Source organism: Brachybacterium horti, assembly GCF_054777615.1.
The window spans coordinates 1-25,353 of the sequence record NZ_BAAHAM010000002.1 but is presented as its reverse complement, the minus strand read 5'-3'; the positions used below and the strand labels follow the sequence as shown (position 1 = coordinate 25,353).

The following is a 25,353-nucleotide window of genomic DNA, read 5'->3' as shown; positions in this document are numbered from 1 at the left end:
CTGGTCGACGTCCTCACTGTAGGTCGACCTCCCGGATCCGACGATGGGGAGGAGTCCCCATGTGGACGACCGGTCCTCCCCAGCGCGGCGGGAGCGCCGACGTGGGACCGGATCAGTCGATCGTGCGCTGGGCGACCTGCAGCTTGGTCGCGCGGCCGCCGGCGACGAGGAACCCTCGGCCCGTCGGGAAGTCCGCGCGCCGGATCCTGCCCAGGCTCGTCCCCAGCAGCGAGTCGCCCTCCATCTCCCCCGGCTGCAGCAGCAGGCCGCGGCGACCGGACTTGAAGGGCTGGGCGAGCACGTAGGCCTGCGACCACGAGGCGGACTCGTTCTCGCCCACCACGAACTGGCCCTCGCGGGTGGAGGCGCGGATCAGCTTGTCGAGGTCGTTCTCGACGCCCGTCCCGGTGAAGTCGGTGACGCCGTCGATGAAGAGGGCCAGACGCCCCTCCCCCACGGTCCCGGACTCCACAGTGCCGCGCAGCTGGGCGGCGAGCTCCTTGACCGTCTCCGGGTCCGAGGCCTCCACGTCCCAGACGTCGAGCCCCGTGAGCGGGGTCCGTCGTGCGGAGAAGCGCACGAGCCGCATCGGCTGCTCGAGCGCCTTGAGGCCGGTGGCGATCGTGAGCATCGCGGTGGTGCGACCCGAGCCCATCGGCCCCGTGACCATGAACGCGCCGCGCGGCTCGAAGGTGACCTCGGCGAGGGTCTCGTCGCCCACGCCCAGCACGGGGCGACCGCCGACGACCGGCCGCAGCGAGGACAGCTCGACCCGCTCCGGCAGGCGCTCCACGGCGGGGGCCTCCGGCACACCGGCCCGGCGCATGGCCCGCGCGAGCTTCGTGACCTCGCGGGACTGGATCGCGACGTTCGCGTCGCCGCCGTGGACGGCGACCTGCACCTCGTGGCCCTCGAGGATCGCGCGGCCGGGGGGCGAGGAGCCGTCGAGCACGTCCTTTGGCTCCCCGAAGCCCGCGTAGTCGTCCACCCCGGTCATGCGGTGGATGAGGCGGCGCTGGATCGAGGAGCCCAGCGAGGTGGGGATCGCGTTGGGGCGGTCGCCGGTGACGATCACGTGCACCCCCACCTGGCGCCCGTCGGTCGCGATCTGCACGAAGGTCGTGAACCATTTGGTGAGGTTCGAGTAGTCGTAGGCCTCGCGGAACGCGGCCATGCCGTCCACGAGCAGCAGGATGCGCGGCTCCTCCGGCTTCCCGGCGAGTGCGCGGTACTCGGAGATCGAGCCGGCGCGGAAGCGCGCGAAATCGCGGGCGCGCTCGTCGACGAGGCCGCGCAGGGTGCGCAGCAGGCGGATGACCCGCTCCTCGTCGTCCCCGGGGACGATCGAGCCCACGTGCGGGAGCTCCTCGAGCATCGACAGGCCCGAGGCGCCGAAGTCCAGGCCGTACACGTGCACAGGACCGCCGCGCACCGTCGAGGCGGCGGAGATCGCGAGGGTGCGCAGGGTCGTGGACTTGCCGGAGCCGCCCGTGCCGTAGATGGCCATGTTGCCGTCACGGTCGGGGAAGTAGGAGATCGTGGGCTGGGCCTGCTGCTCCGGGACGTCCATGACGCCCAGCAGCAGCTCCTCGTCGCTGCGCCGGGTGGGCAGGCGGGAGAGGTCGTAGGCGTCCGCGAGCTCGGAGAGCCACGGCTTGCGCGGGGCCGGCACGCCGGCCTGCTCCGCGGCGCCGATGATCGTGTGCACCATGCGGCTGACGTCGTTGGGGCCGGGGTCCTTGACCTCCTTCACCGGCGGGGCAGGGATGTCCCAGGCCTCCCCCGTGCCGAAGTCCCGCTCGACGATGTCGATCCGGGCCCGCTCGGGCTCCTCCGTCGTCCAGCCGCCGGCGTAGCCGGTCTGGAAGGTCGCGATGCGACCCGGACCGGTCTTCGCGGCGGCGCGGCCCGGGATCCCCGGATCGAAGTGGGCGGCCATCTTGTCACCCAGGATGTCCTGGGAATCCGCCTCGTCGGCCATGCGCAGGGCGATGCGGAGGTTCGTGTTCGCGCGCAGGTTGTCCTTGATGACACCGGCCGGCCGCTGGGTGGCGAGGATCAGGTGGAGCCCCAGGGAGCGGCCGCGCGCGGCGACGTCGACCACGCCGTCCACGAACTCGGGGATCTCCTTGGCCAGCGCCGCGAACTCGTCGACGATGATGATGAGGCTCGGCGGGGTCTCGGGGTCGCCGGTGCGCTCGAGCGAGACGAGGTCCTTCGCCTTCTTGCGGTTCAGCAGGTGCTCGCGATGGTGCAGCTCGGCCCGCAGCGAGGTGAGCGCGCGCCGCACGAGGTGCGGGGAGAGATCGGTGACCAGGCCCACCGCATGGGGCAGCGTGATGCAGTCCGCGAAGGCCGCTCCGCCCTTGTAGTCCACGAACAGGAAGGTCACGCGGTCCGGGCTGTGGGCGGTGGCCATGCCCATCACCCACGCCTGCAGGAACTCGGACTTGCCGGCGCCGGTGGTGCCGCCCACGAGGGCGTGCGGGCCGTTGGTGCGCAGGTCCAGGTGGAAGGCGTCCTGGCCGTTGTGGCCGATCAGCCCGCGCAGGTTCGCGTCGTGCTTGCGTCGCACCGGCTCGGAGCCGTCCCGCGGGGTGAGGGAGTTGTTCTCCTTCCACCGCTCGATGATGTGACCCGGGTCCTCCGCGAGCGCCATGCCACCGAGCTTGAGATAGGAGATCGCGCGCGGGAGGTCGGAGTCGTCGTCCACCGGCACGCCCGCGTCGACCACGGGCGAGAGGTGGCGGGCCACCCCGGCGGCGACGTCGACGGCGACGGTCTCGACGGTCACGGGGTAGTACCGCTCCCCGAGCCGCACGTGGCCCGCGCTCGCGCCCTCCACGGCCTCGTCGACCGAGACATAGGTGCGGCACGCCGCGGGCAGCGCGGCGACGTTCGCGGCGGACCACAGCACGTGCACGCCGACGTCGGGCCCCTTCTCCGCGAGGCGCACGAGCCGGGCGCGGTCGACGGGCGCGTCGTCCTCGATGACCACGAGCAGCAGCGGGGCGACCGGCTCCGGCGGGATCGGCGGCTCCTTCGTCACGTCCGGCGTGAGCGGGGTGCGCAGCTGGGCCGGGGCGCCCTGGCCCCGCTGCTCGATGAGCTCCTCGATACGGGAGAGCAGGGCGGTGCCGCGGCCGGGGCTGTCGGCGAGGTGGTCGCCGGGCAGCGGGGAGTGGGGGCTCGAGGTGTGCGGGAGCCACTTCAGCCACTGCCACCGGTCGCGGCTGGTGCGCGAGGTGATCGCGGCGATCGCGAGATCCGCCGGCGAGTGCAGGGCGAACAGCTGGGTGACGAGCCCGCGGGCCACGCCGTCCGCCTCCTGCCCGCCGCCCGCGACGCCGATGCTGCCGGCGGAGCGGAGGTCTGCGACGATCGGCACGCCTGCGATCAGGCGGTACTTCTCGTGCATGTCGTCGAGCATGTCGTAGTACTTCGGGATCGCGTCGTTCTCCCCCGGCATCTCGATGCCCACGCGCGACTCGGCGACCCCGAGGCCCAGGCGCACCGTGCCGAAGGCGTTGTGCTCGGTGCGGTGCGTCCACAGCAGGCGGCCCAGGCGGAACGCGGCGTCGACGGTGTCCGCGGCGGAGGGGGTCTCCACCAGACGCACCGCCCGCTCGAGGTCCTGGGCGGCGGTGACGCGGCGCTTGAGCGAGGCGAGCCCCTCCTCGAAGTTCTCGATCTGCCGCTCGAGCTGCTTCTTCTGCTGCCACTTGCGGTTGAGGTAGCCCGCGGTGGCCATGAGCGGCATCATCACCACGAACATGAGCGAGAAGAGGCTGCGGGTCAGGGATAACATGAAGGCGCCCATGAGCACGGGCGCGAACATCATGAAGATCGGGAAGTACTGCGGGGCGGGCTCCTTGGGCGGGGTGGGCGCCTTGAGCGGCCGGTAGGGGAAGCGCGGCACCACCCGCGGGGAGCGGTTGAACTCGACGACCGGGCTGCTCGGGGCGGCGCCGCCCAGTCGGTGCAGGGTGATCACGGAGAAGGTCGTCCCGCCGATGAGGACGGTGTCCGCGGGGCCTATGACGGCGCGCTGGACCTGCTCGCCGCCGATCACCACACCGTTGGAGGAGTGCAGGTCGACGACCTCGACGGTGTCCGAGACGTTGATCCGCGCGTGCCGCTTGGAGAGCATCGGATCGGCGATGCGGATGTCGAGGTCGCCCTCGCGTCCCACGACGCTCGAGCCGCTGGGCAGCGGGAACTCGCGGCCCGCCTCCGGCCCGGAGAGGACCCGCAGCAGGGCGACGGCCGCGCCGCGTGACTCCGCCCGGGTCTCGAAGTCCTCCGAGGAGCGGGCGATGGAGACGACGCTCCCGGAGCGCAGGCCCGCCTGGATGAGGTCCGCGCCGCGGTCCAGGGAGCGCACGCCGCTCGCCCCGGGGCCCGCGCCCGGGTCCTGGACCTGGAGGGTCAGGCCGTCGGGCGGCTCGACCTCGTCGCGAAGGGGGTCGGCGAGGTACAGGGCGTTGGCCACGTCGGCGACCGAGGCGGTCGCGTCGGCGGTGACCTCGAGGTCGGTGAGCCGGTCCTCGGGACGGCGCAGCGTCAGCTTGATGCGCATGGTGGTGCGGGTCCTCCCCCTGGGGCGGGCTCATCCCCGCCGTCGTCGGCGTCCGGCGGTGCCGGCCGCCCGGTCGATCAGTCCTCGTCGGGCTGCTGGGCCTGGTCGAGCAGCGGCAGGTCCTCCGCGGTCACGAGCCGCGACATGACCGCGTGCTCGACGAGACGGGCCCGACGGTTGCTCGCGAGCTTCCCGGGGCCGCCGCGCAGACCGCGCACGCCCATCCGGTCGAGCTTGTCGCACACGTTGTCGAGCTTGCGGTTGAACTTGGTGAGCTGCCATCCCAGCCGCTCCGCGGCCTGAGCGGAGGTCGGCACGGTGCTCATGCCGCTGCCCTCACGGGCGAGCATCTGCTCGGACAGCGCGAGGATGAGCAGCTTCTGGCTCGCGGTGAGCTGCACGGCGCCCACCGTCGTCTCCCCCACCGGGTCGTCCGGGCCGGCGATCCGCTCGAAGGACGGCGACTCGGTGTGGATGGAGAGGTCGTAGGTGGTCGGTCCCGCGGTGAACACGACCTTGGTCTCGTCGAAGACGAGCGGGATGCGGGCGCCCGGGGCGAGCCAGGCCTGCATCGCGCCGCCGGGGTCGGTGATCGTGGCGGAGAGCCGTGAGCCGATGTTGACGAGCCACCACAGCGTGTCCACCTGCACGATCGACAGGAAGCGCCGGTGCAGGAAGGGGTTGTCGTCGTCGACGCTGAGATCCGCGTCGCGGCCGATCGTCAGCTCCTCGCCGTCGGCGACCGTGAACCATTCGCCGCAGAACTCCACGGAGATCGAGGACGTCATCGGCGTCCCTCCTCGTGCTCGTGCCCCCGTCGGGGGCTGCTGTCGTCGGCCATCCTGCTCGTGCCGGTCATCCGTCGTCCTCGAGGCAGGCCTCGACGATCCCGCTCGACTGCCCGTCCGGGGAGACGGTCTGCACCTCGAGGCAGCGATCCTTCAGGTTCGGCGGCATGTCGCGCACCTCGGAGCTGCGCCCGTGCTGCTCGGTCCACTCGCCGAACTTCTCGTAGTTGTCCGGCATGTCCTTCCACCGGACGCGGAAGAAGTCGTCCTCCGTGTAGCCCTCGGGGACGCCCCAGGTGACCTTGGCCCGCCCGGTGACGCCCTCCGACTCCTCGGTGATGACGACGACCTTCGGGTCGACGGGCTCGCCCGGGGCCTCCGCCCCGCCCGTGGGCACGTTGACCGGCGAGGTCGCGGTGACCGGCTCCGGCTCGACGACCAGGGCGCGCACGCCGATCGTGGTGCCGACGCCGAGGAGGACGACGAGCACCGCGGCGAGCACGATCCAGGGCCAGGTCCGGGTGGTCCGCTCGGGTGCCGCGCCGCCGGCGGCGGTCGCCGCGAGCCGGGTCGCGCCGAGGGGAGCCGCGCCGGCCGGTCGCAGGACGGTGGACTCCCCTCCCGGCTCCGCGGCGGAGGCCGCGGAGTGTGCCGACGTGCCCGAGCCGGGCGAGCCGTGACGGGGGCCGGACAGCGCCGGCGCGACCCCGGCGAAGCGGTCGAGGCGACGGGAGGACTCCTCGGGGTCCACGGTCGAGACGCGCCGGATGCGTGTGTGCGCCTCGAGCTCGTCGTCCTGGCCCTGCTCCTCGGGGGCGGGTCCCCGCTCGTCGAGCACGTCCATCTGCGTGACCGGCAGGGAGAGCCCCAGCTCGACCTGCTGGAGCGCGCGGCCCAGGTCGAGGGCGCTCGGGTAGCGGGCCTGCGGATCCTTCGCCATGGCGACGGCGAGCACGCGCCCCAGCTCGGGCGGGACGTCGGGCCGGTCCAGCGGCAGCAGGGGCTCCGTGCTGATCCGCTGGATGAGATCGGTGGCGGAGTTGCGCTGACCGCGACGTTCGAACGGCGTCGCGGAGGCGAGCAGGGAGTAGATCGTCGCGGCGAGGGAGAACACGTCGCTGCGGACGTCCGCCCGCGGCGGGTCGGTGAAGAACTCGGGCGGCGACCACGGGATCGACAGGCCCTGGCTGTCCTCGATGTCCTGGCCGCCGGTCGTCGCGATGGAGATGCCGAAGTCCGTCAGCGCCGGCCGGTTGTAGTCGGTGACGAGGATGTTCGCAGGCTTGATGTCGCGGTGCAGGATCCCCGCGCGGTGCGCGGTCTCCACCGCGCCGGCGATCTGCACCCCCACCCGCAGGGCCTCCGCGACGGTGATCCGCTCGCGCCGGAAGCGCACGCCGTAGTTGGGGCGCGAGCAGTACTCCATGACGATGTAGGGCCGGTGGTCGGCGGAGACCTCGGCGGCGTAGATCGCGACGATCGAGGGGTGCGTGGAGAGGGAGGCCATGACGTTGGCCTCGCCCTCGAACTGGCGGGCGACGCTCTCGTCGAGCACGGTCGACAGCAGCACCTTGATCGCGACGCGTCGCTGCGGGCGCTGCTGGCGGTAGAGGAAGACGTCGGCGAAGCCGCCCGAGCCCAGCACGGTCTCGTAGGAGTAGCCGGCGAGCTCCGGCGGTGCCTGGGGCGGGCGCGCCATCACCGCACCCCCAGGTAGCGCAGCAGCACGCCGTCGCCGAGGTCGAGGACGTCCTCGTGACCCAGTCCGACGCCCTCGCGGGGGCGCAGGCGCACCGGGTCCGCGCCGGGTCGGTGCAGGGTCGTGCCGTTGGTGGTGCCGAGGTCCGTGGCCAGGACGTGCCACCCCTCGAGCCGCAGCTCGAGATGGGAGCGGGAGACGTCCTGCTGGGGGCTCGGGACGGTGATCAGCCGGGGCATGTCGGCGACGCTCACGCGGGAGGCGCGGGGGCGCCGGCCGATGATCGCGCTGCGGTCCAGGACGAACCCGCCGCCGGTCGAGATCATGACCTGCCCCAGAGCGGGACGGGCGACGGGCCGCACCGGGCCCTGGAGCGGGAGCCGGCACACGGCGCAGACCGCGCGCTCGGGGGCATTGGCATGGCCGCGGGGGCAGACGAGCCCGGGGAGGGTCACCTCGTGGGTGACCGCGTCGGGCCGGGAGCTCGACGGGCCCGACGCCGGGACCACGGTCGGCCCGGCCCGGTGGCCGGGCGCGGGCGCCGCAGGGTTCGCCGACGCCGGCGGGGCCGTGGGTCGCTGCGGCGGAGCAGTGGGTCGCTGCCGCGGCGGGGCGACCGGCGATCCCGGCGCGCCCGCGGGGGCCGACGGCTCGGGCATGTGGACCTGCGGATAGGCGGGGGCGGCGACGGGCGGGGTCGCCGCGCGCTGCGCCGCGGCCTGCGCGATCTCCGGCGCCGTGCGTCCCACCCCGGGCACCCAGTCGATGAAGTCCGAGCCCGTGTGCTCGGGAACGGGCGCCGGGCTGGGGGCGGCGAGGCTCGGCGACGGGGCAGGCTGCGCCGACGGGACGCTCCCCGGTGACGCGGCGTCCGCTCGTCCCGCATCGGGGACGTCGGCGCCGGGACGCTCCGGTGCGTCCACCTCCCCCTCGTGCTCCTCGTCCTCCTCGCGGCGACGGACCGCGGCGTCCTCGATCGTGCGGAAGACGGTCTTCCCGAAGAGGTCGTCGTAGGTGAGGGAGGTGTCGAGATCCGGCGGGAGCTCCCGACGGGAGCCGGCGCGCGCCCCGGAGTGCTCGGGGACCGGTGAGGCGGCGCGATGGGCCGGCTGCGACCGAGCCGAGGCCGGAGCGGGGGTCGCCGCAGCCACGGGCGTCACCGCGGATGCCCGCGTCGCCGCGGGTGCGGGCGTCGATGCGGAGGCGGGCGTCGCCGCAGGTCCCGGGGTTACGGGCCCCGGCTCCGCGGGAGCGGTCTCCGTGACCGGCACCTGGGTCTGCTCGTCCGGGACGTCGATCCGGTCCTCCGCCGGCTCGATCCGGGTCGCCCCCGGGTCCTCCGGCGCGACCGGCGACGACGCGGCGGCCGGCGCCGGAGCCGGCGGGGCCGCAGGACGACGACGGTCGAAGAGCGAGGTGCTCACGAGTCGGCGCCGGGGCGCGGGCTGCTCGGCGTGGCCCTGCACGGTCGACTGCTGCGGGACGGGCTGCTGCTCCGCCGACGGCGACGGCGACGAGGGCACGTCCTGCGTCGGGGCCGGCGCGGGGACGGGCGAGGCTGCGAGTGCCGGAGAGGGTGTCGGGGCGGCGGCCGGGGCCACGGGCTCCGGGGCTGCGGCCGGGGTCGCCGCGGCGGGAGCCGGCGCGTCACCGCCGAACAGCCCGTCGAACACGCTGGGGCCGCGCGGCGCCTCGGGCTCGGTCCGCGAGGACCGCGAGGAGGAGCCTCCGCGTCCGGCGATCGAAGGAGGCATCTCCCCCGGCTTGCGGGTGGCCGCGGCGGGCTTCCTCACGGGGGTCGAGGAGCTCGAGGACGCCGCGGGCCGAGCAGGCGCCGGGGCCGCGGCCCGCTTCGCCTTCGCCTCCTCGGACTCGATCGAACGACCGCCCTTCTCGACCTGCGCGGCGAGACGGGCCCGACGCTCGTCCGGGAGCGCGGCCGGGTCCACGAGCATGTGCACGAAGCCCTTGGTGCGCATGACCCCGGTCCCGATCCGCAGGCCGCCCGTCGGATCCTCGGGAGGGAGGTCGCCGAAGGCGATCCGCTCGAGGCCCTCGGCGCTCGCGCCGCGCAGCTCGCCGTCGGCGCCCTCGAGCTGCCGTGCGCCGTCGGCGTCGTGGATCGAGAGCAGGGTCCGTCCCTTCACGCCCAGCTGCGCCGAGCTCCCGCTGACGAGGGCGAAGAGGATCGCCGGGATCTTCTCCGGCCCCTCGAGGCCCGCGAGCTCCGCGGTCCGGGGCAGCAGGGAGTCGCCGTCGACCGCGTCCTCGCCGAGGACGCTCCACGCGGCCTCGATGACCTCCTTGCGGGTGCCTGGCACGAGGACGATCCAGCCGCGCTCGCGCACGACGAGCGTCGCCGGCCCGTTCTGCACCCAGATCCCGGCCCCGAGCAGCGGCGCGGGGCCGTCCCCGGTGCCCGTGCTCGCCGCTCCCTCGCCCCCGGTTCCGCTCATCGTCCCTCGCCGGCCTCGCGCTCGAGACCGCGGGGCAGCGTGTCCTCGTCGATCTCGTGCTCGTCGGTGTCCTCCCCGGGGAGGTCCGCCGTGGACTCCGGGGGCAGCGACAGGCCCAGGATCTCCACGGCCTCGACGATCACGACGCTCACGTTGTCGCGGCCGCCGGCGTCCAGCGCGAGCTGGACGAGGTCCTCGCCGATCGTCCGCACGTCCCGCGGGCTGCGCAGGGCGCGCTCGATCGACGCGTCCTCGACCTCGTTGGTCAGACCGTCGGAGCAGATGAGCATGCGATCGCCGACCTCCGCCGGGATCAGCCAGTAGTCGGGCTCGGAGTCCGGGCCGGCGCCCAGGGCGCGCGTGACCATGTGCCGGTACGGGTGGACCTCCGCCTCTGCCGGAGTGAGGTCACCGCGGTCCATGAGCTCCTGGACCACGGAGTGGTCCACGCTGACCTGCTCGAAGATCTCTCCCGAGAGGCGGTACACACGGGAGTCGCCGAGGTTCATCACCACCCAGTAGCCCACGCCGTCCAGGACCATCGACGCGACGAGGGCGACGGTGGTCCCGGCGCCCTGCTGCGCCTCGCCGGTGAGGGCAGCGATGCGGTCCCCGGCGGAGGTCAGCGCGTCGCCGAGCTGCTCGACGCTCACGTTCTCCTGCAGCGTGAGGCGCTCGAACTCCTCGACGGTGATCGCGCTCGCGACCTCGCCGGCGTTGTGCCCGCCCATGCCGTCGGCGACCAGGTAGATCGGCGGATGGGCGAGCATGCTGTCCTCGTTCGTGGCGCGCACGTGCCCCACGTGCGTGGTCGCCGAGGAGACCACGCGGATGGTGCCCTGCGCGTCCGGGTCCGAGAGTGAGCGGTCGATCACTGCTCCCTCTCCACGGTGAGCCAGCGGTCGCCGATGCCCACGCGCGCCCCCGCGGGGACCTCGGTGGCGGTGTGCGGGACGAGCGCCTCGCGAGTGCCGTCCTGGAGGAGGATCGCGGAGCCGTTGGTCGAGCCGAGGTCCGTGACGGTGACGCCCTCCGCCGTCGGCTCCACCCGCAGGTGGGTCTTGGAGATCGAGCGCGTGGGGTCCGGCAGCACCACGCCCGCCTCGCCCTCCTCGACGCTCGGGTTGCGGCCCAGGACCGTCGTGCGGTCGAGCCGGTGCTCGGTGCCGTCGTCGACGGTGAGCAGGGCACGGTGCACGGGCGGCAGGGAGACGGCGGAGATGCGGGTCGCCTCGAGGTCACCCAGGTCCTCGCCGACCGGGGCGGTCATGCGGGTCTGCTCGTCGACCTCGTCGGCGCCGACGGCGGTCCCCGCCTCGGCAGGGCCGTCGACCGCGGGCTGCGCGGCCCAGGCGTCGCCCGTGATGTCGCCGGACTGCTCCGGGACCGGCGCCGGGGCGAAGGACTCCTGGGGCGGGGGCGCGTGCCCGGCGGCGGGCTGGGCCGGCGGAGCGGACGGGAAGAACTGAGCCGGCTGAGCCTGCTGAGCCGGCTGGACCGGCGAGGCGGGCTGTGCGGGCTCGGCCGGCGGGACGGGCTGCTCCGTCGAGGGCGGCGGACCCCAGGCGGGAGCCGGCTGCTCCGCCTGCGCGGGGGCCGACGGCGCGGACGGAGCCCAGGACTCGTGACCGGCGCCGGAGGGCGCGGAGCTCACGGGCGGCTGATCCACAGGTGCCGAGGCCGCGGGAGCAGGAGGGCCCCACTGCTCCGCGGGCGCGGCCGAGGGACCGCTCGACGGGGCCGCCTCGGACGCGGGAGCCGCGGGGGCCGACGGCGGCGACCACGGGGCGTCGGGGGCCCCCGGCGCCCCGGCGGGCTGCGCGGACGGCGCCGACGGGACGCCGCCCGACCATGCGGCACCGGGCGCGGCGAGCAGGTTGTCATGGGCGTCGACGGCGACGGAGGGCGCGCCGAGGTACTCCGCGTCGCTGCGACGCTCGAAGTCGTCGGCGCGGGGACGCAGAGGATCGCGGCCCGCCTTCACGTCGACCACGACCGAGTCCACCACGCGGTCGTGGAAGCCGCGCAGGGTGCCGCGCGGGTCCAGGAAGATCGACAGCGCGAAGAGCAGCGGGAACAGGCGGTACAGGACCGCGCGGCCCAGGGAGCGCAGGAAGCCGAGGCGGCCGCCCTCCGAGACCCGCGCCGTGCGCAGGCCGAGGGCGAGCTTGCCGGGGGTGAAGCCCTTCGCTCCGTGCAGCCAGATGATCACCACGGCATAGGCGACGGGCAGGGCGACGCCGATCCCGGTGAGCACCGCGGCGAGGGTGCCGGGCGACTCCTGGGTCGCGATCAGGACGATGCCGATGATCAGCGGCACGAGGACGACGCCGTGGATCACGCCGTCGACGATCGCGGCGAGCAGGCGCTTGGCGGCGGGTGCGGGCACGCAGCCGTCCAGCGGGGGCTCGAGAGCGGCGGGGCCGCCCTCCCCCGGGGTCGCGGAGGCGGGTACGGGAGCGGGGGAACCGTAGACGGGCGAGGCGCCGGGGTCCCCGCCGGGCTGCGTTCCGGGCTGTGTGACCATCCGCCGATCGTACTGGTCCGCACCCCGCAGCGTCGTGGCCCCGGGCTCACGCGGAGCGAGGTCCTCGCGGGAGAGGAGCTGGATCCCCTCCTCCTCCGCGGGGCCGGACTCCTCCTGACCGAGGTCACGGGAACGGGCGCGCGGGGACGGCGACCAGGCATCGGGTGCGTCCGTGGCGCGGCGCTCGTACGGGGAGGCCTGATAGCGGGCGCCGCACTCGCCGCACACGGCCGCCCCCTCCGGGAGCAGCGCGCCGCAGGTGCTGCAGTATCGGGTCTGGTTCATCGTCGATCGCCCTTCCTCGGCGCTCTCGGGACCCGCCCGGCGAGGCGGGAGAGGAATCCTCGCACCGCCGGGAGCAGGTTCTGGGGTGTCAGCGCGCCGCCGCCGGTGGCGGGGCGGGAGCCGGGGGCGGCCCGGCGGCGTCGGAGCTCGGCCCCGCGGCGGTCCGCGGCGGCGCGGGCACGGACCCGGGCCCGCTCGGAGCGGCGCTCGAGGGCCGTCTCCCGCGGGCCGCGCCGGAACGAGCGCAGCGAGAACAGCGCACGGAGGCGGCGACGCCGCGGGGCCGCCGCGACGAGCGCGCGCCGGGTCCCCTGGACGTCGTCCCAGTAGGCGTCGACCACCGCGGCGGGGACGTCGTCCGGTCCGAAGACCACGCGGTCCGCGGTCGCCGCGAGCGCCCTCGCACCGACCCCGGTCCCCGTGCCCCCGGGGCCTGCCGCACCTGGCACCCCTGCGGGCATCGCCGCGGCGTCGAGGGTCGTGGCGATCTCCTGCCGCGTCATCCGCGGGTCCGGGGGCGTGCCGAGATCCGTGACCTGGTCGAGGATCTCCTGCCAGCCGCCGTCGACCCGTGCCGGCAGCGAGTCCCGGTTCCTCCGCCGACGGCGGCGCACCACCTTGGCGACCACGATCGACGTGAGCACGAGCCCGATCAGGAGGAACGGAGAGACGCCGAGGAGCACGTAGACGCCCCAGGAGAGGGTCTCGTCCTGCTCGTCCTCCTCGTCGTCCGCGTCGTCGCTCATCGCGCCGGGCGGCGGGCTCGGCGGCTCGGCCGGGGGCGGTGGGGGCTGGGCGACCTGCGGCAGCGGCTTGTCCACCTCCTTGGGCTGGGGCTGGGTGGGGTCCTCGTCCTCCTCGGGGGCGGGATCGAAGCGCACCCAGCCCAGCTTCTCGAAGTCCACCTCGACCCAGGCGGTGACGTCCTCGCCCGTGATCGAGACGGTGCCCGAGGCGTCCTCGGGGACCTGGAAGCCCATGACGACCCGCGCCGGGATCCCGATCTCGCGGGCCATGACGGCGGTGAGCGCCGCGAACTGCTCCTCGTCACCGATGGGGCCCTTGGGACGCGCGTCGGCCTTCCCCTCCTCGAAGGAGGGGTCCTCGAGCATGTCCTGGAGGCGCATGACGCCATGGCCCGAGGGTGAGGCGGCGTCGTCGTCGTCCACGCCGTGGGAGTAGAAGGCATCCGCCTTGATCTGGCGGGAGAGGTTCGCGAAGCGCTCGTAGTCGGAGGCCGAGGTCCCCGCCCAGTCCTCGGCGAGCTCCCTGATCCGGGGATCGAGCTCCGGGTTCTCGGGCAGCTCGACGTCGGCGAACGTCGCGCTGCGTCGATCCTCCGCGGTGGGCGGCGTGTACGGCTCGTAGGAGAGCGTGTAGGTGTCCCCCGTGACCATGCCCGAGGCGTTGACGGCCGTGCCGCTGCGCTGGTTGAGGAACAGGTTCTCGGCCACGTCCGCCTCACGGCTCGGGGTGAGGTCACCGAGGTCGATGCGATCCGTGCGGCTGCCGACGGTCGGCATCCAGACCCCCGTGTAGGCGCCGATCGTGACGGTGCTCGTCGCCTGGGCGCTCGTCCCCTCGTGGAGGTCCACGCCGCTCGCGGTGCGCACGAACGCGCCCGAGGCGCTGTTCCTGGAGGTCGAGCTCGCGACGTTGTAGACCTGGGCGTCGTACCGGTCCAAGGAGGCCAGCCGCACGTAATCCCCGCCCGCCAGCCCGGTCGCGGAGAACAGCTCGGTATCGCGCTGGGACTTGTAGTAGCCCCGGAACTCCGCGAGCGGGGAGACGTACTCGCGGGGGTCGAAGGGCGGGGTGATCTCGTCGCGCAGCGCGGTGCGGCCCGCACCCTCCGGCGGGTCCAGGAGGGACTGCGCGCCGATCGCGACGCCGCCGGCGAGCGCGAGGATCACCGCGCCGCCCACCACACGGCGGCGCAGCACGGGGTTGCGCCAGGATCCGGGGCTCACCGTGCCGGTGGAGTCGGAGATGATCGTCGAGCGGGCCCCGGCGAGGCGATCGCTCTCGAAGCGCCAGGTCAGCCACGCGACGGAGAGGATCGCGAAGGGGACGGCCCGGATCACGGGCGCGAAGGCCTCGGTCGTCCCGAAGACGATCGTCACCGCGAGCAGGGCGATCGGGAACAGCCAGGCGGCGACGACGGCGCGCGTGCGCAGCACGATCGTGGAGCCCAGCAGGCTCAGCAGCAGGGTGCTGATCCAGACGACGCCGAGCACGCCCTGCGCGGTGCCCACGGGCGGGGCGACGGTGAGCACGGACTTCCAGGTCGCCACCGGCGCCCTGAGCAGCTCGAGCAGCGCGGCCGGGGTGGGGACCACGCCCCAGAGCGCGTGGGTGGGCGCCGCGACCATGGCGCCGAGCAGGAGGTAGACCCCGATCAGCAGGGCGGTGATCCGCAGCGGGCCCCAGCGCCACTGCGCGCCGATCACGGCGATGAGCATGCCGAGCAGTATCCCGAGCACACCGGTGACCAGGTACTGCGCTCCCCCGTAGACGGGCTGGAATCCGACCAGGGCGAGCACGAACAGGACGAGCAGGACCGCGAGGTCGATGACGTGACGGCGCATCGGCACCTCGGAGAAGAGGCTGCGGGAGCGCGGCGCGCGGGCGCGGGCGGCGGCGCTCATCGACCCACCGCGCGGAGGGCCTTGGGGAGGTCGTCGAGGGCGCCGAGGGTCACCACGTCGAGGCCGCCGATCGCGGAGCGGCGCACCTCGGCGCCGTCCACGCAGCGGATCGCGACGGCGAGCACGCCGAGCGGCAGCTGGGTGGCCGCCGCGTTCAGCTCCCGGGCGGTGGCGTGGGCTCCGACGACGAGCATGACGGCGGAGGCGTTCGGGGCGAGGTCGGCGGCCTTCTGCCCGAGCTCGTGGAGCCCCTGGCGGCCGGCGCGCAGCTCGAGCTCCGTGTAGTCGTCCATGAGCGGGCGGTACGCGGCGGTGCGCTGGTTCGCGGTGACGGTGAAGGCGGTCAGCTCCTTCTCCTCCCGGAAGGTCTGGGCGGAGATCGAGGCGGCGGCGGAGACGGCGAGCTCGAACTCGTCCTCGCCGCTGTAGTGGTCGCGGAGGTCGTCGAGCGCGACGACCACGTGGGAGCGCCGGGTCTCCTCGAACTGCCGCACCATGAGCTTCCCGGTGCGCGCCGTCGTGCGCCAGTGCACGTGGCGGCGGTCGTCCCCGGGCACGTAGTCGCGCAGGGCGTGGAAGGCGATGTCGGAGCTCGAGAGGTCCGAGGACGGGGTGCCCTCGAGGTCGCGGAGGAAGCCGCTCGCCGCCTCGTCGAGGCGCACGGTGCGCGGGTGCACGTACAGCTCCTGGGAGCGGGCCCACGTCACCTGGCGACGCATGAGGGACAGCGGGTCGTCGCGCACGGAGCGGACGGGGCCGACGACGAGCACGGCGCGTCGGCGGGTGGGGACGGCGAAGAGCTCCTCGTGCGTCTGCTCGGGGGCGAGGCGCGGGACGAGGAACTGGGCGGTGGCGGCGCCGACGGCGAGCTCGATCCGCGAGGGGAGGATGAGCCGCTGGGTGGGGTTGGAGACCTCGACGCGGCCTACGGCGCGCGTCCCCACCACCACCCGGTGGCTCTGGAGGTCGAGGGTCACCCGGTAGTTCGCGCGCCCCAGCACGAAGGCCGCCGCGATCACGAGCGGGATGGTGAGCACGAGGGCGAGCACGTTCAGCTCGGTGACGTGGAGCAGGAGGCCCGCTGTCCAGGCCGCGACGGCGACGCCGAGCACCGCCCAACCGATCGGCGAGACGACGCCGAGCACGGGTCGGATCCGCCTCCGCCAGAGGCGGGCGAGGCGAGAGCGGATCCTCGCGGCGCCGGTGGGCTCCGCCTCCGGGTTCTCGCCGTCGCCCTGGACGGCGCCCTGCGGGGCGGGCGCGCCGCCGCGCGGGTCCGTGGGCCCGGAGCTCCGTCGGCGTCGGCGGGACTCCCGGCGGGCGGCCTCCGCGTCGGCCGTGTCCTGGGGCAGCGAGGTGTCGACGTTCATGCGGTCTGCTGACGCGCCTGCGGAGGCGCCACCTCGCTGAGGATCTTCGTCATGACCGTCTTCGCGGTGGTGCCCGCGAACTCCGCCTCGGGGTCGAGCACGAAACGGTGCAGCCAGACGGGCTCGACGAGGTGCTTGACGTCGTCGGGGATGACGTAGTGGCGGCCGTTGACCGCGGCCCACACCTTCACGGCGCGCATGAGCGCGAGCGCGCCGCGGATGGAGACGCCGACCCGCACCTCGGGTGCGAGACGGGTCTCCTCCATGAGGCGGGAGACGTACTCGAGGACCGCCGGGTCCACGTGGACGGTCGAGGCGAGCTGGGTCATGTCGTTCACGGCCTGCAGCGAGATCCGCGGGGCGAGCTGGGCGCTGCGGTCGCGCACCGAGGCACCCTGGAGGATCTGGACGCTCGAGGCGTGGTCGGGGTAGCCGAGGGAGGTCTTCATGAGGAAGCGGTCCAGCTGCGCCTCGGGCAGGCGATAGGTGCCCGCCTGCTCGATCGGGTTCTGGGTCGCGATGACCATGAAGGGGCTGCCCACCTCATGGGTGACGCCGTCCACGGTCACCCGCCCCTCCTCCATGACCTCGAGCATCGCGGACTGGGTCTTCGGGGACGCGCGGTTGATCTCGTCGGCGAGGACGACGTTCGCGAAGACGGGGCCGCGGTGGAACTCGAACTGCTTGCTCGTCTGGTCGTAGATCGTCACGCCGGTGACGTCCGAGGGCAGCAGGTCCGGGGTGAACTGGATCCGCGCGCTCGAGCCCTGCACGGTCGCCGCGATGGAACGGGCGAGCGAGGTCTTGCCGGTGCCGGGCGCGTCCTCGAGCAGCACGTGGCCGGGCGCCATCATCGCGGTGAGCACGAGGCGCACCACCTCGTTCTTCCCGATCACCGCCTGGCCGACGCTCTGGACGAGCTTGTCGAAGGTGTCGGAGAACCAGCGGGCCTGTTCGGGGGTCATGCTCATGGGGTCAGCACCTCGGGGTCGGAGTGGGGTGGTCGGGGGTGGGGCGGTACGGCGCGGGGGAGGCGGTCACTTCACCGGATGGACCTTGTTGGAGTCGGCGGACTTCCCGTCCTTCTCGACCCAGATCCAGACGGCCTTGTCGGCATTGCCCCAGTAGGGCTTCCGGCCGTCGCCGTGCAGCTGCCACCTGCCGTTGCCGTCCGTGGTCAGGGTCCCGGTGGTGGCGGTGCTGCCGTCGGTCGTGGGGTACCAGCAGTTCCCGCCGGCGAGGCCCTCACCCTTCACGCAGTAGGTGTAGGTCGTGTTCGGATCGAGTCCCGAGACCGTGAAGTCGATGTAGTAGCAGCCGCGTCTCGTCGTGCAGCCCTTCTCATGGCTCGCGTCGCCCACGGTCCCCTCGCCCGAGACGCTCGGGGTGGGCGTCGCGGTCGGGGCGTTCGCCTCGGCGCTCGCCTCGCTGACGAGCCCGCCGCGGTTCCTCGCCCGCACCGTGATCGTGTGCTTCTGCCCGCTCGAGCCGCTCACCGAGCCCGGGCAGTCGCCGAAGGCGCCGCCGTCGATGCTGCAGGTGAGGGTCACCGGGTCCGCCCCGCCGCTGCCGTTGGCGGAGGAGGAGAAGGTGACCGAGCAGGAGCTGCCGGAGCAGCTGCCGGGAGCGGCGGAGACGCTCGGCGCCGCGGGCGTCGTGTACGGGGTGACGCTGTTGGACGCCTTCGAGTAGGCGCTCTCGCCGCCCTCGAAGCGGTTCCGCGCCTTGACGGTGAAGGTGTAGGCCTTCCCGTTCGTCAGGCCCTCGATCCGCGTCGAGTGCTGAGAGGCGTCCACGATCTTCGTCTGCCCGGACCAGCTGACCACGTAGTCCTTGACGGCGGTGCCGCCGCCGTCCGCCTCCTCCCAGGAGACGTCCACGCGGCCGTTGGGACCGGCGCCCTTCCCCTCGTCCGGCAGCTTCGCGGTCACCTTCCCCGGTGCCTCGGGCTTCGCCCAGGGCACGACCTCGTTCGAGGCGGCGGAGGCGGAGGTGCCCGTGCCCACCGAGTTCACGCCGGTGTAGGTGAAGGAGTACTCGGTGTCCTCGTCGAGGCCGCGGAAGGTGTACGAGTTCGTGCCGCTCCGCGCCGTGACGGTCTTCTTCTGCCCGCCGGAGGAGGTGATCACGTACTGCGTGATCGGCTCGCCGTTGGACTCCGCGGTGGTCATCGCGGGCCAGGTGACGGTCACGCCGCCGCCGATCGGATCGTTGACGCGCGAGGCCTCCATCTTCCCGCCGGGCTTGCCGGGCTTGCCGGCCGGGTGCTCGGGGGCGGACCAGGCGGACCAGTCCGAGGGGTCGTCGGCGAGGTTCTTGGCGCGCACCCGGAACCGGTAGTCGGTGCCGTTGGTGAGCTCGGAGAACTCGTGCGTGGTCGCGCCGCCCTCGACGTTCACGACCTCCGTCTGCCCGGTCGCGGTGTCCTGGATCTGCACGTCGTAGGACTGGATCGCGGAGCCGCGGTTCTCCGGGGCGGACCACGCCACCTTGAGGCGGGTGTCGCCGCGCTCGGCGGAGGGCGCGGCGGGCTTCTCCGGCTTCACGTCCGGCCGGGCCTTGGCGGAGGCGACGGACGGCTCCGACTCCCCGACCTCGTTGGTGGCGGTGACCCGGAAGGTGTACTCGGTGTCGTTGGCGAGCCCGGTGATCGTGCACGAGGTCGCGGGGCACTGCGTCGGCTTCGCCGATCCGCCCGCGGGGGTCACGGTGTACCCGGTGATAGGGGCGCCGTTGTCGTCCCCGGCGGAGAACCTCAGCTCGACGCTGCCGTCGCCCACCTCGCCGATGCGCGGGGCCGACGGCGCCTGCGGCACGTCCCGCACGGTCACGCGGACCTCGCCGGTCACGCGGCGGTCGGGGTCGCCGGTGTCGTCGAGCACCGCGTACTCGACGGTGAGGGTGCCGTGGAAGCCGGCGTCCGGGGAGATCTCGACCTGGCCGCCCTTCACCACGGCCTTCCCCTCGCCCGCGGTCGCCCGGGCGCTCTCGATCGTCCGCTTCCCGTCCTCGAAGGGGTTGGAGTCGTTGGCGAGCACGTCGACCGTGCGGGTCTCCCCCGCGTCGATCGTCGCGGTGTCGAGGCCGGCGGAGATCAGCGGACGGTTCGACCCGGTGACGTTGACCTGCACGGAGGCCGCGACAGGGTCGTGGCTGCCGTCGCTGACCGTGACGGGCACGTCGATGATCGTCCCCTTGACGGCCGTCGTCGACGCCGTCGCGGTGAGCGTGCTGCCCTCGAGCGCGACGTCGACGCCCTTGCCCTCCGGCACGGCGCCGAGGGCGTACTGGAGCGCGTCCCCCTCGGGGTCCTCCGCGCCGGCCGAGAGGTCCACGGGGGGCGAGGACTCGCCCTGCTCGACCCGCAGCGAGGCGCCCTGGAAGGTGGGCGGGAGGTTCTCCTCCTTCTCCGTCGAGGGCTTCACCTCGATCGGGATGGCGAGTGTCGCGGTCGCCGCGGTCGCGTCCCCGCTCGCGCCGTCGGAGACCTCGACCGACACGGTGTCCTGGCCGGAGAAGCCCGCGGCGGGGCGGTAGGTGATCGTCGAGGCGTCCGTGACGAGCTGCGAGCCGTCGGCGTGATCCGCGGAGACGCTCTCGGCGTCGGTGATCGTCGCGGCCTCGGCGCCGGGGCGCACGCGCACGTTCTCGGGGCTCGAGAGATCGATGCTGGCCTCGCCCTCGAAGTCGACGGTGACCGGCTCGCCCACCCACACGGGGGGCTGCTTCGCGGTGCCCGGCACCCAGATGTAGCCGTAGGCCTCGAGGCCGTCGGGGTCCTCGACGCGGTAGCGTATGCGCTGCTGCTCCTCCCGCGGGGTGACGCGCACGGTGCCGTCGTCGCGGGCCTGCGTGCCCTCGGGCGCGCCGTCGGGCAGGGTCACCTCGAGGTCGGTCGTCGCGCCGTCCGGGTCGGCGTCGTTCGCCCTCACGTCGACGTCCACGTACTCGATCTCGGGGTCGAGGGCGTCGTCCGGGGAGACGAAGTCGTCGCGCGCGATCGGGGCGAGCAGCGGCGCGTCGGGGTTCACCTTGACGGTGATCGTCCCGGTGCTGGAGAGCTGGCCGTCGCTCGCGGCGTACTGCACGGTGTGGGTGCCGGGCTCCTCGGGGGTGGTCACGGTGACCATGCCCTCGGGGGACTCCTCCTGGGGCGCGACCTCGATCTCGCTGATCGCCTCGACCTGGCCGGCGTCCACGGAGAGCGGCGCCCCCTCGGGGTCGGTGTCGTTGGCGAGCACCGGGACCTGGACGTCGCGGCCCGGCTGCACCTCGACCGTGTCGTTGACGGCGTACGGGGGCTGGTTCTGCTCGCTCGGGGCGGCGATGCCGACCTGCACCTCGGCGGTGCCGACGGCGCCGCTGCGATCCATCACCTGATAGCGGAAGCGGTCCGTGCCGGTCGCGCCGTCGTGCGGGGTGTACTCGATCCACTCGCCGGTGGTCTCGGTGACCTCGCCGAGCGAGGGTGCCGGGGAGGCGATGCCGGTGATGATGACGGAGTCGCCGTCGGGGTCCACCCCGGTGGTGCGCACGGGGATCCGCACCGGTGTGCCGGAGACGGTCCGGGCGGTGAGGTTCTCCGGCCGCGGCGGGGTGTTCGCGGCGTCCTCGGCGATGATCGAGATCGTCACCCGTGCGGATCCGCGGCGGCCGGTCTCGTCGATCACCTGGTAGGTGAGCGTGACCTCGCCGCTCGTGCCCGGGTCCGCGAGATAGCGGATCCTGTCCTCGGTGACCTCGAGTCGTCCCTTCGCGTCGGCGCTCTCGGTGTCCAGGAGCTTCTCGACGGTGAGGTCGGAGCCGGTGGGCGAGGAGTCGTTGTCGAGGGCGTCGATGAGCACCATGTCGCCCGCGCGGACCGTCGCGCGGTCGGGGACGGTGACGGGGTTCGCGAACTGGGTGTCGGTCTGGGCGAGCATGACCCGGGCCGTGCCCTCGCTCTGACCGGCGGAGTTCGCGACGTGGTAGGTGAGCGGCACGGGACGGCCCGTGACCTCGGCCCCGGGCTCGGCCTCGATCCGCAGCAGGCTGTGGCCGACGACCGTCGCCTTCAGCCCGCTGTCCTCGGGGACGTCCACACCGTTGACCACGAGCACGCCGCCGGTGGGGTCCACGTCGTTCTGCAGCGGGTCGATGAGGGTCTCGGTGCCGGTGGTGACCGTGCCCAGGTCGTCCACGGCGACGGGCACGAGATCCTCGGAGCTCTCGGGCAGCACGTCCACGCGGATCACGCCCGGCGAGGTCTCGGTGGTGCCGCTCGAGGCGACCGCGTAGTCGAGGTAATAGGTGCCGGGCTCCTGCCCGGAGACCTTGACGGTGCCGGCCTCGAGCGCGGGGTCGATCTCGAGGCGGTCGTCCTTCGAGACGTTCGTGAGCTCGAGGTCGCCGCCGTTGGGGTTGAGGTCGTTGGCGAGCGGCTTGATCGTCGCGGAGCGGCCCTGGACGATGCTGACGTGGTCCGCGGTCGTGATCGGGGTGAGGTCGGCGTCCGCGACGGCCTCGATCTCGAGGGTCCCCTCCCCCACCTTGCCGTTCTCGTCGCGGACCTGGAGGGTGACCTCCTTCTTCCCTGTCGTGAGGCCCGCGTCGTTGATCGTGAGGCGGCCGTCCGGGGTGAAGGAGACGATGTCCTCCGGCTCCATGGTGGCGTTGGAGAGGTAGAAGGCGTCCCCGTCGGGGTCCTCCCAGTACGGGAGGATGTTGAGCGAGACGGACTCGCCGGAGCGCACCTGCACCTTGGTGAGGCGGTCCTCGGCGGGCCGGGGGGCGGAGTTCTCCCCCTCCGGCACGACGTTCAGCGTCACGGTCGCTGTGTCCGTGCCGCCGCGGCCGTCGTCCGCCGTATAGGTGAAGGTCTGGGAGCCGGTGGCGTCGTCCGCGACGTCCACCTGCAGCTGGGTGTCCCCCTCGATGGGTGTCACGGTCCCGATCGACGGCCGGCGACCCTTCACGCCGACGGTGAGCACGTCGCCGTCGGGGTCGGTGTCGTTGCGCACGACCGGCAGCACGATGCTCTGGCCGGCGCGCACGCCGAACTCGTCGTTGTTCGCGGTGGGCTTGCGGTTCTCTTTGTCGCGCTCGGCGGCCACGTTGGTGATCGTGGTCGTGAGCGTCTCCTTCTCCTTCTCCTTCGCCGTGCTGGTCTCGATGTCCTGGGTGATGACCCAGTCGTCGACGACCTGCATCTGCTCGGCGATCATCCAGGAGAGGCCGAACTCCTGGTCGTTGAGGACCACGAGATCATGATTCACGCGAAGGGTGAGCTCCTCGCCCCCGTGCGTGTCCGGGACCGCCTCGGGCACGGGCTCCTGACCCTCACAGGCACGCACGTAGCGGTTCGAGGTGGACCAGGCCCCGTAGGCGCAGCCCTTGACCTGTGCAGGCTCCGTCGGTTCACCGTTGCCGCCGGCGGGGATCTTCTGCGGGTCACCGCCGCCGAGGGGGATGAGGAACAGCGCATCGGCGGTGGCGACGGCCACCTGGTCGGACTCGGTGCTCTGCTGCTGGAGCTTGGCGTCCTCGAGGGAGGCGACCCCCTGGTCGACGAGGCTCACGTCCTTGCCCTTGGTTCCCAGGCGCAGCAGCTGGTTCTCCGCGTCGAGGATGACCGGCTCCTCGCCGACGGTCGACAGCTGGAGGGACTCCGGCTTGGAGGAGACGCCGCTGATCGTGACCGGCTTGCGGGCGGCCTTCTTGGTGTTGCGCGTGTTGGGCTCGCGGGGGAAGGTGAGCAGCTGGTCGCCGTCGAGGACGAACACGGTGCCCTCGGTGCTCACCGCGATGCGCGGCGCCGTGCCCTGGGACTCGTAGACGGGATCCGCGCCGGAGGGGGTGAAGGCGGCGGCCTCGTCCGGGGACATGACCCAGACCTTGCCGTCCGGGGAGGCGATCGCGACGCGGTCCCCGCCGAGCTTCACCTGGCTGCCCGTGGCGAGCTCGACGACGCCGCCGCGGGAGAGGCCCTCGGTGTTGATGGGCGTGAAGCCGCGAGGGCCGGTCTCGATGACGTCGTAGCCGGACTGCAGCAGCCCGAGGTCGTCACCTGTCTGTGCGATGCGGGCGTCGAGCTCCTGCGCGTCGACGTTGAGGCGGCCCATGAGACCCTCGTGGCGGTTGGTGACCCAGACCCCGCCGTTGTTGACGTCGACCTCGGAGGAGCTCAGGCCGGGGTGGTGGATCGCGAACCCCGTGATGACGAGCGAGGCGATCGCGAGGACCGCGCCGGAGATCGCGCCGGTTCGACGGCGACGGCGGATCGCACCGGTGTCGACGGACATGCTCGTTCCCCCATGAAGACTCGCTCGAGAGTCGTGGACGCGGAGCACCTGTGCTGAGGGCGGGCGGAACTCCGGGGAACCGCACCGGACCTCCGCACCGAGGCGGGCGCTGTGCGGGCGACCGGCCACTCTGGGTCCGGTTGACCGGTCAGGACCTCCCCCGGGCTCGGACCACCGCATGCACGACCCGATCAGGGTACTCAAAGGTCGCGTTCAGCGCCATGTGTCCACAAGGCGCCCCACCTGGGCAGAGCCGGTCCCCCGCGGGAGGAGGGCCTGGTCCGGGCTCAGCGGCGACGCTGCACCAGGGTCGAGGTGAACGTGATCAGGGCCTCGCGGACCGACCCCTCGGGAAGCTCCTCGAGCACGGCGATGGCCTCCGCCGCGGTGCGCTCGGCGAGCTGACGGGTCTCCTCGAGCGCCGGGTCCTCCCGCAGCAGCGCGACGAGCGCGGCGAGCTCGGCGTCGTCCTCGAGGTCGCCGTCGAGCCGGCGGACGATCTCGGCGGTGCCCTCGTCCTGAGGGTCCTGGGCGGCCCGCCGGCGCACGATGAGGGTCGGCATGGTCGGTACGCCCTCACGGAGGTCGATCCCGGGGGTCTTCCCGCTCGTGCCCGCGTCGCTCGCGAGGTCGAGGACGTCATCGGCGAGCTGGAAGGCGACACCGACCTTCTCGCCGTAACGGCGCATGATCTCCGCCGCGCCCTCCCCCGCACCGCCGAGGAGGGCGCCGAGCTGGCCGGCGAGGGCGAGCAGCGAGGCGGTCTTGTCCGCGAGCACGGAGATGTAGTGCTCGAAGGGATCGTCCTTCTCGGTGGGGCCGACGGTCTCGTGCAGCTGCCCCAGGCACAGGCGCTCGAAGGTGTGGGAGTGCAGACGCACGGCCTCGGTGCCGATGCTCGCGCTCAGCCCACTCGCACGGGCGAACAGGAAGTCGCCGGTGAGGATGGCGACGTTGTTGCCCCAGATCGCGTGCGCACTGCGGGCGCCGCGACGGGTCGTCGCGGAATCCATGACGTCGTCGTGGTACAGGCTCGCGAGGTGCGTGAGCTCGACGAGCACGGCCGCGTCGACCACGCCCTCCGCGTCGATGTCCCCGAGAGAGGCGGCGAGCAGCGTCAGCATGGGACGCACGCGCTTGCCGCCGGCGTCCATGAGGTGCCTGCCCGTCCACCGCACCATGTCGTCGCTCGTGGCGACGGACTGGCGAAGCTGCTCCTCCACCTCGACGAGGCGCTCGACGATGCGATCCGCGATCACGTCGTCGATGTCGGGAACGGCCGGCAGCGAGGACTGCATGGCTCTCCTGAGGGTCGGCGTTCGCCGGCGGACCGACGGACGAAGAACGGTGGCGGGCCGAGGCCCGACGCGAGGGGCGTTCCTGCCCCTGGTGCGCCGCTGAAGTCTACCCGGCGTGGCTCCTCGCGCCGCGGCCGCATGCTCCCGACCGGGTCAACGCCACACGCCTGCTCGCGCGCTGACGCGGTACGTCGAAGACGTGCAGGCGACGACGCGAGTACTCTCCGGACGCCTCGGCCTGCAATGGGGCATGAAAAAAGGGAAGGGCGGGGACGGCGAGACACTCTCACGAGCATCCCAGCGACGTCCTCCACCCTTCCCGATGAAGATGTCCGGCGGCGACCTACTCTCCCACACCCTCCCGAGTGCAGTACCATCGGCGCAATCGAGCTTAGCTTCCGGGTTCGGAATGGAACCGGGCGT

At 73.2% G+C, this 25,353-nt stretch carries 11 protein-coding genes and 1 rRNA gene; all 12 read right to left on the bottom strand.

Annotated elements, in window-relative coordinates; genetic code table 11:
* Positions 1 to 112: 112 nt before the first annotated feature.
* Entirely contained in the window at positions 113 to 4,579 is a 4,467-nt protein-coding gene (locus ACYVAP_RS05260; RefSeq protein ID WP_498859864.1) for a type VII secretion EssC family protein, read from the bottom strand.
* Positions 4,580 to 4,656: 77 nt separating this feature from the next.
* Positions 4,657 to 5,367, bottom strand: coding sequence for an FHA domain-containing protein (locus tag ACYVAP_RS05255; protein ID WP_259359366.1), 711 nt, complete (start codon positions 5,365 to 5,367; stop codon positions 4,657 to 4,659).
* 67 nt (positions 5,368 to 5,434) lie between these two features.
* Positions 5,435 to 7,066, bottom strand: coding sequence for a serine/threonine-protein kinase (locus tag ACYVAP_RS05250; RefSeq protein WP_498859863.1), 1,632 nt, complete (start codon positions 7,064 to 7,066; stop codon positions 5,435 to 5,437).
* Positions 7,066 to 9,522, bottom strand: coding sequence for an FHA domain-containing protein (locus ACYVAP_RS05245; RefSeq protein ID WP_498859862.1), 2,457 nt, complete (start codon positions 9,520 to 9,522; stop codon positions 7,066 to 7,068). The genes ACYVAP_RS05250 and ACYVAP_RS05245 overlap by 1 nt, the downstream gene beginning before the upstream one ends.
* Positions 9,519 to 10,397, bottom strand: coding sequence for a protein phosphatase 2C domain-containing protein (locus ACYVAP_RS05240; protein WP_498859861.1), 879 nt, complete (start codon positions 10,395 to 10,397; stop codon positions 9,519 to 9,521). Before ACYVAP_RS05240 ends, ACYVAP_RS05245 begins: the two co-directional genes overlap by 4 nt.
* Positions 10,394 to 12,334, bottom strand: a complete 1,941-nt coding sequence (locus ACYVAP_RS05235; RefSeq protein WP_498859860.1) for an RDD family protein — start codon at positions 12,332 to 12,334, stop codon at positions 10,394 to 10,396. The genes ACYVAP_RS05240 and ACYVAP_RS05235 overlap by 4 nt, the downstream gene beginning before the upstream one ends.
* Entirely contained in the window at positions 12,331 to 14,982 is a 2,652-nt protein-coding gene (locus ACYVAP_RS05230; RefSeq protein WP_498859859.1) for a transglutaminase-like domain-containing protein, read from the bottom strand. The genes ACYVAP_RS05235 and ACYVAP_RS05230 overlap by 4 nt, the downstream gene beginning before the upstream one ends.
* The gene (locus ACYVAP_RS05225; RefSeq protein WP_498859858.1) at positions 14,979 to 16,352 is read right to left on the bottom strand and encodes a DUF58 domain-containing protein; all 1,374 of its coding nucleotides are present in this window, start codon (positions 16,350 to 16,352) and stop codon (positions 14,979 to 14,981) included. The genes ACYVAP_RS05230 and ACYVAP_RS05225 overlap by 4 nt, the downstream gene beginning before the upstream one ends.
* Positions 16,349 to 17,323: an AAA family ATPase gene (locus ACYVAP_RS05220; RefSeq protein WP_343906577.1), complete on the bottom strand. Its 975-nt coding sequence runs from the start codon at positions 17,321 to 17,323 to the stop codon at positions 16,349 to 16,351. The genes ACYVAP_RS05225 and ACYVAP_RS05220 overlap by 4 nt, the downstream gene beginning before the upstream one ends.
* 66 nt (positions 17,324 to 17,389) lie before the next feature.
* Positions 17,390 to 23,632: an Ig-like domain-containing protein gene (locus ACYVAP_RS05215; RefSeq protein ID WP_498859857.1), complete on the bottom strand. Its 6,243-nt coding sequence runs from the start codon at positions 23,630 to 23,632 to the stop codon at positions 17,390 to 17,392.
* A 287-nt stretch (positions 23,633 to 23,919) separates the two neighbouring features.
* Positions 23,920 to 24,930 (bottom strand): polyprenyl synthetase family protein, encoded by a 1,011-nt coding sequence (locus ACYVAP_RS05210; RefSeq protein WP_498859856.1) that lies wholly within the window; start codon positions 24,928 to 24,930, stop codon positions 23,920 to 23,922.
* A gap of 330 nt (positions 24,931 to 25,260) precedes the next feature.
* Positions 25,261 to 25,353 (bottom strand): 5S ribosomal RNA (gene rrf / locus ACYVAP_RS05205); the annotation flags it as partial.